General features: G+C 68.0%; 6 protein-coding genes and 1 pseudogene. 3 read left to right on the top strand and 4 right to left on the bottom strand.

Going from position 1 to position 5,245, the window contains the following annotated elements; genetic code table 11:
* Positions 1-49: 49 nt before the first annotated feature.
* The gene (gene murB, locus AC1DOC_RS18150) at positions 50-1,102 is read left to right on the top strand and encodes a UDP-N-acetylmuramate dehydrogenase (RefSeq protein ID WP_478083939.1); all 1,053 of its coding nucleotides are present in this window, start codon (positions 50-52) and stop codon (positions 1,100-1,102) included.
* A gap of 4 nt (positions 1,103-1,106) precedes the next feature.
* Positions 1,107-1,946: a glycine-rich domain-containing protein gene (locus AC1DOC_RS18145; protein ID WP_478079372.1), complete on the top strand. Its 840-nt coding sequence runs from the start codon at positions 1,107-1,109 to the stop codon at positions 1,944-1,946.
* An 89-nt stretch (positions 1,947-2,035) separates the two neighbouring features.
* On the opposite strand, the gene argG is transcribed toward AC1DOC_RS18145, so the two are convergent.
* The 4 genes from argG to AC1DOC_RS18125 all read right to left on the bottom strand — a co-directional run bounded on the left by argG (position 2,036) and on the right by AC1DOC_RS18125 (position 4,897).
* Positions 2,036-3,376, bottom strand: a complete 1,341-nt coding sequence (argG, locus tag AC1DOC_RS18140; protein ID WP_478130205.1) for an argininosuccinate synthase — start codon at positions 3,374-3,376, stop codon at positions 2,036-2,038.
* Between the two features lie 21 nt (positions 3,377-3,397).
* The gene (ppnP, locus tag AC1DOC_RS18135; protein WP_015866543.1) at positions 3,398-3,724 is read right to left on the bottom strand and encodes a pyrimidine/purine nucleoside phosphorylase; all 327 of its coding nucleotides are present in this window, start codon (positions 3,722-3,724) and stop codon (positions 3,398-3,400) included.
* Positions 3,725-3,859: 135 nt separating this feature from the next.
* Positions 3,860-4,465: a hypothetical protein gene (locus AC1DOC_RS18130; protein WP_478079371.1), complete on the bottom strand. Its 606-nt coding sequence runs from the start codon at positions 4,463-4,465 to the stop codon at positions 3,860-3,862.
* A 57-nt stretch (positions 4,466-4,522) separates the two neighbouring features.
* The gene (locus AC1DOC_RS18125; protein WP_478079370.1) at positions 4,523-4,897 is read right to left on the bottom strand and encodes an ArsC family reductase; all 375 of its coding nucleotides are present in this window, start codon (positions 4,895-4,897) and stop codon (positions 4,523-4,525) included.
* Between the two features lie 57 nt (positions 4,898-4,954).
* Between AC1DOC_RS18125 and AC1DOC_RS18120 the strand changes: the two are divergent.
* Positions 4,955-5,245 (top strand): annotated as a pseudogene (locus AC1DOC_RS18120) (bifunctional tetrahydrofolate synthase/dihydrofolate synthase); the annotation flags it as partial.

Raw genomic sequence — 5,245 nt, 5'->3', positions numbered from 1 at the left:
GGCATGGGCTCTCCTGAATTCACGGGGTGCTGGATGCGACAATTCTCCCATGATCGTGGAGAACAACGTCCCGCTGCAGCCGTACAACAGCTTCGGCATCGTCGCGCGCGCGCAGAACCTCGTGCGCATCGCCAGCGAGGCGGACGTGGCCGAGCTGCGGGCCGATCCCCGCTGGCGCGATGCGCCGCGCTTCGTGCTGGGCGGCGGCAGCAACATCGTGCTCACCGGCGACGTCAAGCCGCTGGTGCTGAAGGTCGAGATCAAGGGGCTGCGGCTGGTCGAGGAAACCCCGCGCGCCTGGATCGTGGAGGCCGGCGCGGGCGAAATCTGGCATGACGCGGTGCAATGGATGCTCGAGCACGGCTACCCGGGGCTCGAGAACCTGGCGCTCATTCCGGGCACCGTAGGCGGCGCGCCGGTGCAGAACATCGGCGCCTACGGCGTCGAGCTGCAGGACCGCTTCGATTCGCTCGATGCCATCGACCTGGACACCGGGCGCGGTTTCACGCTCGACGCCGCGCAGTGCGCCTTCGGCTACCGCGACTCGGTGTTCAAGCATGTGCGAAGCGGCCCCAACGACTTCGGCCTGTCGGGCCGGGCGCTGATCACCCGCGTGCGCTTTCGCCTGCCCAAGCCCTGGAAAGCCGTGGTGGGCTACCTCGACCTCCAGCGCAAGATGGAAGAAACCGGCAACTTCACGCCCAGCGCCACCGACGTGTTCGACTGGGTCTGCGCCATCCGCCGCGCCAAGCTGCCCGACTGGCGCGTGCTCGGCAATGCCGGCAGCTTCTTCAAGAACCCCACGGTCACGCCTGAGCAGTGCGCCGACATCATTGCGCGCGACCCCAAGATCGTGCACTACCCGATGGACGACGGCAGCATCAAGCTCGCGGCCGGCTGGCTCATCGACGCCTGCGGCTGGAAGGGCAAGTCGGTCGGCAATGCCGGCGTCTACGAACGGCAGGCGCTGGTGCTGGTGAACCGCGGCGGCCTCGAGAACCCGGTCACGGGCGGCGAGGTCATGACCCTGGCCAAGGCCATCCAGACCAGCGTGTACGAGCGCTTCGGCATCCGGCTGGAGCCGGAGCCGGTGGTCGTCTGACGGCATGGATCTCGACTTCCTGCACCTGAACTACCGGCGGCGCATTGCCGCCTTGATCTGGAACCGGCGGGCGATGGTGGCGGGCGCCTTCGTTACCGTGTTCTTCGCCTTGCGCCACGGCCGGCTGGCGCTGGTGCCGTTGATCCTGGCCGCCTGGGCGCTGGCGGCCGCGCTCGGCTTCATGGAAACCAGCCTGCGCCGCCAGTTCATCCGAGAGGCCCGGCTGCCGCCCTTCCTGGCCGGCAAGCTGCGCGCGGCCCATCCCGGCCTGAGCCAGCGCGACGCCGAACTGGTGCTGCGCGGGCTGCGCCAGTTCTTCATGGCGCATTTGCGCAGCGGCCGCAAGTTCGTCGCCATGCCGTCCAAAGTGGTCGATACGGCCTGGCACGAGTTCATCCTGCACACGCAGGGCTACCAGAACTGGTGCAAGGCGGCCTTCGGCGGCATGCTGCACCACAGCCCGGCCGAGGTGCTGGGCAAGGACCCGAAGCGCAACGACGGCCTGCGCCGCAGCTGGTACTGGGCCTGCAAGGAGGAAAGCATCGATCCGCGCGCGCCGGCGCGCCTGCCGCTCCTGTTCGCGCTGGACGTGAAGTTCGGCATCCCGGGCGGCTTCGACTACGTGCCCGACTGCAGGGCGGTCGACCGGCATGCCGGCTCCGATGCCCATTGCGGCACCAGCTTCGGCGACTCGTCGTCCGATGGCGGCGGCTCGGGCGATGCCGGCGGCTTCGGCGGCAGCGAATCGAGCAGCGGCGGCGGCGATGGCGGCGGGGGAGGGGATTCGTCCGGCGGCGACGGCGGCGGTTGTGGCGGCGGCTGCGGGGGCGGCGGCGGCGATTGACCGACCGGCCGGAGCGGCGCACCAAGCGTACGCACCAAAGCAAACGGGCCCGCGAGGGCCCGTTCGTCATTGGAGGAAGCGCGTGGCGCTTACTTGGTCTCGTCGTCGTTCGAGAGCCGCGGCACCGCGGTGCCCTGGCCCGGCGACAGCAGCCCGGTGCGGGTGTAGATCGCGAGCTTCTCGCGCGTGTCGACGATGTCGAGGTTGCGCATCGTGAGCTGGCCGATGCGGTCCAGCGGCGTGAACGCGCCCGCAACCTTCTCCATGCTCAGCCGCTCGGGCTTGTAGGTGAGGTTGGGCGAGACGGTGTTGAGAATCGAATAGTCGTTGCCGCGGCGCAGCTCGATCGTCACTTCGCCGGTGACGGCGCGCGCCACCCAGCGCTGTGCGGTCTCGCGCAGCATGATGGCCTGCGGGTCGAACCAGCGGCCCTGGTAGAGCAGGCGGCCGAGCTTGCGGCCGTGGTCGCGGTACTGCTCGATGGTGTCTTCGTTGTGGATGCCGGTCACCAGGCGCTCGTAGGCGATGAACAGCAGCGCGAGGCCCGGAGCCTCGTAGATGCCGCGGCTCTTGGCCTCGATGATGCGGTTCTCGATCTGGTCGCTCATGCCCAGGCCGTGGCGGCCGCCGATGCGGTTGGCTTCCAGGATCAGCTCGACGAGGTTCGCATGTTCGACGCCGTTCAGGGCGACCGGGCGGCCTTCCTCGAAGCGCACGCTGACCGTCTCGCGCTTGACCTCGACCTCGTCCTTCCAGAACGCCACGCCCATGATCGGCTGCACGATCTGCATGCCGCTGTCGAGGTTCTCCAGGTCCTTGGCCTCGTGCGTGGCGCCGAGCATGTTGGAGTCGGTGCTGTAGGCCTTCTCGGCCGACATCTTGTAGCCGAAGCCGGCCTTGGTCATGAAGGCCGACATCTCGGCCCGGCCGCCGAGCTCGTCGATGAACAGCTGGTCGAGCCAGGGCTTGTAGATCTTGAGGTTCGGGTTGGTGAGCAGGCCGTAGCGGTAGAAGCGCTCGATGTCGTTGCCCTTGTAGGTGCTGCCGTCGCCCCAGATGTGGACGTCGTCTTCCTTCATGGCCGACACCAGCATGGTGCCGGTCACCGCGCGGCCGAGCGGCGTGGTGTTGAAGTAGGTGACGCCGGCGGTGGTGACGTGGAAGGCGCCGGCCTGCAGCGCGGCAATGCCTTCGTTGGCGAGCTGCGCGCGGCAGTCGATCAGGCGGGCGTTCTCGGCGCCGTAGAGCATCGCCTTGCGCGGGATCTCGTCGTAGTCGGGCTCGYCGGGCTGGCCGAGGTTGGCGGTGTAGGCGTAGGGAATCGCGCCCTTCAGCTTCATCCAGTGCAGTGCCGCGCTGGTGTCCAGGCCGCCCGAAAAGGCAATGCCGACCTTCTGGCCGGCGGGAACGTTTTGGAGAATGGTCGACATGTGGGTGTTCCGGTTCGCGGTTCAGCCGAAGTGGCAGATGTAGCTGTAGGGCTCGCCGGTCACCCGGATCTGGAAGCTCGAATTGCCCGGCACGCTGAACTTCTGGCCGGCGCCCGAGGCGATCCATTCGGTGGTTCCCGCCAGCTGGTACTCGCAGCTGCCGGCGGTGCCTTCCATGATCTCGGGCGCGCCGGTGTTGAAGGTCAGGGTGGACGGAAGGATCACGCCGACCGATTTCCTGGTGCCGTCGGCCAGCGTGAGGCTGTGGCTCACGCACTTGCCGTCGAAATACACATTGGCTTTGGTCGCCACTGCGGCGCTGTTGAGAGTGTCGGTAGTCGTCGTCATTGGAGGGCGCCGGCGCATGCGCGGTCGGCTTGTCGAGGACGCGCCACCGCGGCGGCGCACCCCTTGGGGGTTGGAAAAGTCCTCGATTTTAGGGCTTGGCCGGCGCCGGCAGCCCGGCCCGCCGCATCGGGCGGCTCAGCGCCAGTGGCGGTAGCCGTATCCGCGGTAGCCGCCCCAGCCCCTCGAGTACCCCAGGTTGAGCGAAATGCCCACTGGCGGGTAGGCATAGGGATAGGCGTAGGGATAGGTGTAGGCAGGCTGCACGTAGACGGGCGGCGCATACACCGGTGCCGGCTGCACGTAGACCGGCGCCGGCGCATTGGAGACCACCACGCCCGGTTCGGGCACGACGTTGTCCCAGGGCGAGCCGCCCGGCTGCGCGTATTGCGGCTGCTGCTGGTACTGCTGCTGATACTGCTGTTGCTGGCCGCTGTTGTTGGCCTCGACGGGGTAGGGCTGCAACTGCGGCTGCGGCGCCACCGGCGAGGTCGTCACGCCATAGGCGCCGACCTCGACCGGGATGGTCGCGCCCGGCCGGCTGTTGGTGCGGGTGGTGTACTGGCGGCCGTTGTATTCGTAGGTGACGTTGTAGCTCACGTCGCTGCCGGTCGTCTCGCGGATCGGGGTGGCCGAAATCACCCGGGCCTGGACCACTTGCTGGGCCTGCACCACGCTGGCGCCGGTCGCCAGCAGGCCGGCCACGGAAAGACCCGCAAGGGTGCGAAAAACGTGCTTGTTCATGGTGTTCTCTCCTGCAGATCGAGGTTGGAGGCCGGCCGGCAAGGCGGGTTCCGGCATTTACACGGCATTCACGGCATTCACGGCGTTCACGGTGGTCCAGCCTTCGGCATCGAACCCCGTCGTAACGCCGGTTTTCGTGCCCCAGTTGACCACCGGCCGCTTGATCAGGCTCGGGTTGGCCAGCAGCACGGCGCGCGCCGAAGCGGCGTCGACCACCGCATTGCGGGTGGCTTCGTCGAGCTTGCGCCAGGTGGTGCCGCGGCGGTTGACCAGCGCCTCCCAGCCGGGCTTCCTGAGCCACTGGTCGAGCTCGGCCTCGGGCACGCCCTGTTTCTTGAAGTCATGGAAGGTGTAGGCGACGCCGTGGTCGTCGAGCCAGCTGCGGGCGCGCTTGACGGTGTCGCAGTTCGGAATGCCGTAGAGGGTTGTCATGGACGCCAATGATGCCGATAAAACGTGGGGCGCCGGGCGCTTTGCGGGTCGGCGACAATGCCGGGCTCCATGGAAACCCTTAACGACTGGCTCGCGCGCGCCGAGCAACTCCATCCGAAGAACATCGAGCTCGGCCTCGACCGCGCCAAGGAAATGGCCGCCCGGATGGGCCTGCGCTTCGACTGCCCGGTGATCACCGTGGCCGGCACCAACGGCAAGGGTTCGACCTGCGCCATGCTCGAATCGATCCTCACGCACGCCGGCTACCGCACGGCGGTGTTCACGTCGCCGCACCTGGTGCGCTTCGAGGAGCGGCTGCGGCTGGCGGGCGAAGCGGTCGATGCTTCC

Source organism: Variovorax sp. 01T439_2 (genome assembly GCF_056398445.1).
The sequence above is the reverse complement of the archived record's forward strand: the minus strand, read 5'-3'. Positions and strand labels throughout refer to the sequence as shown.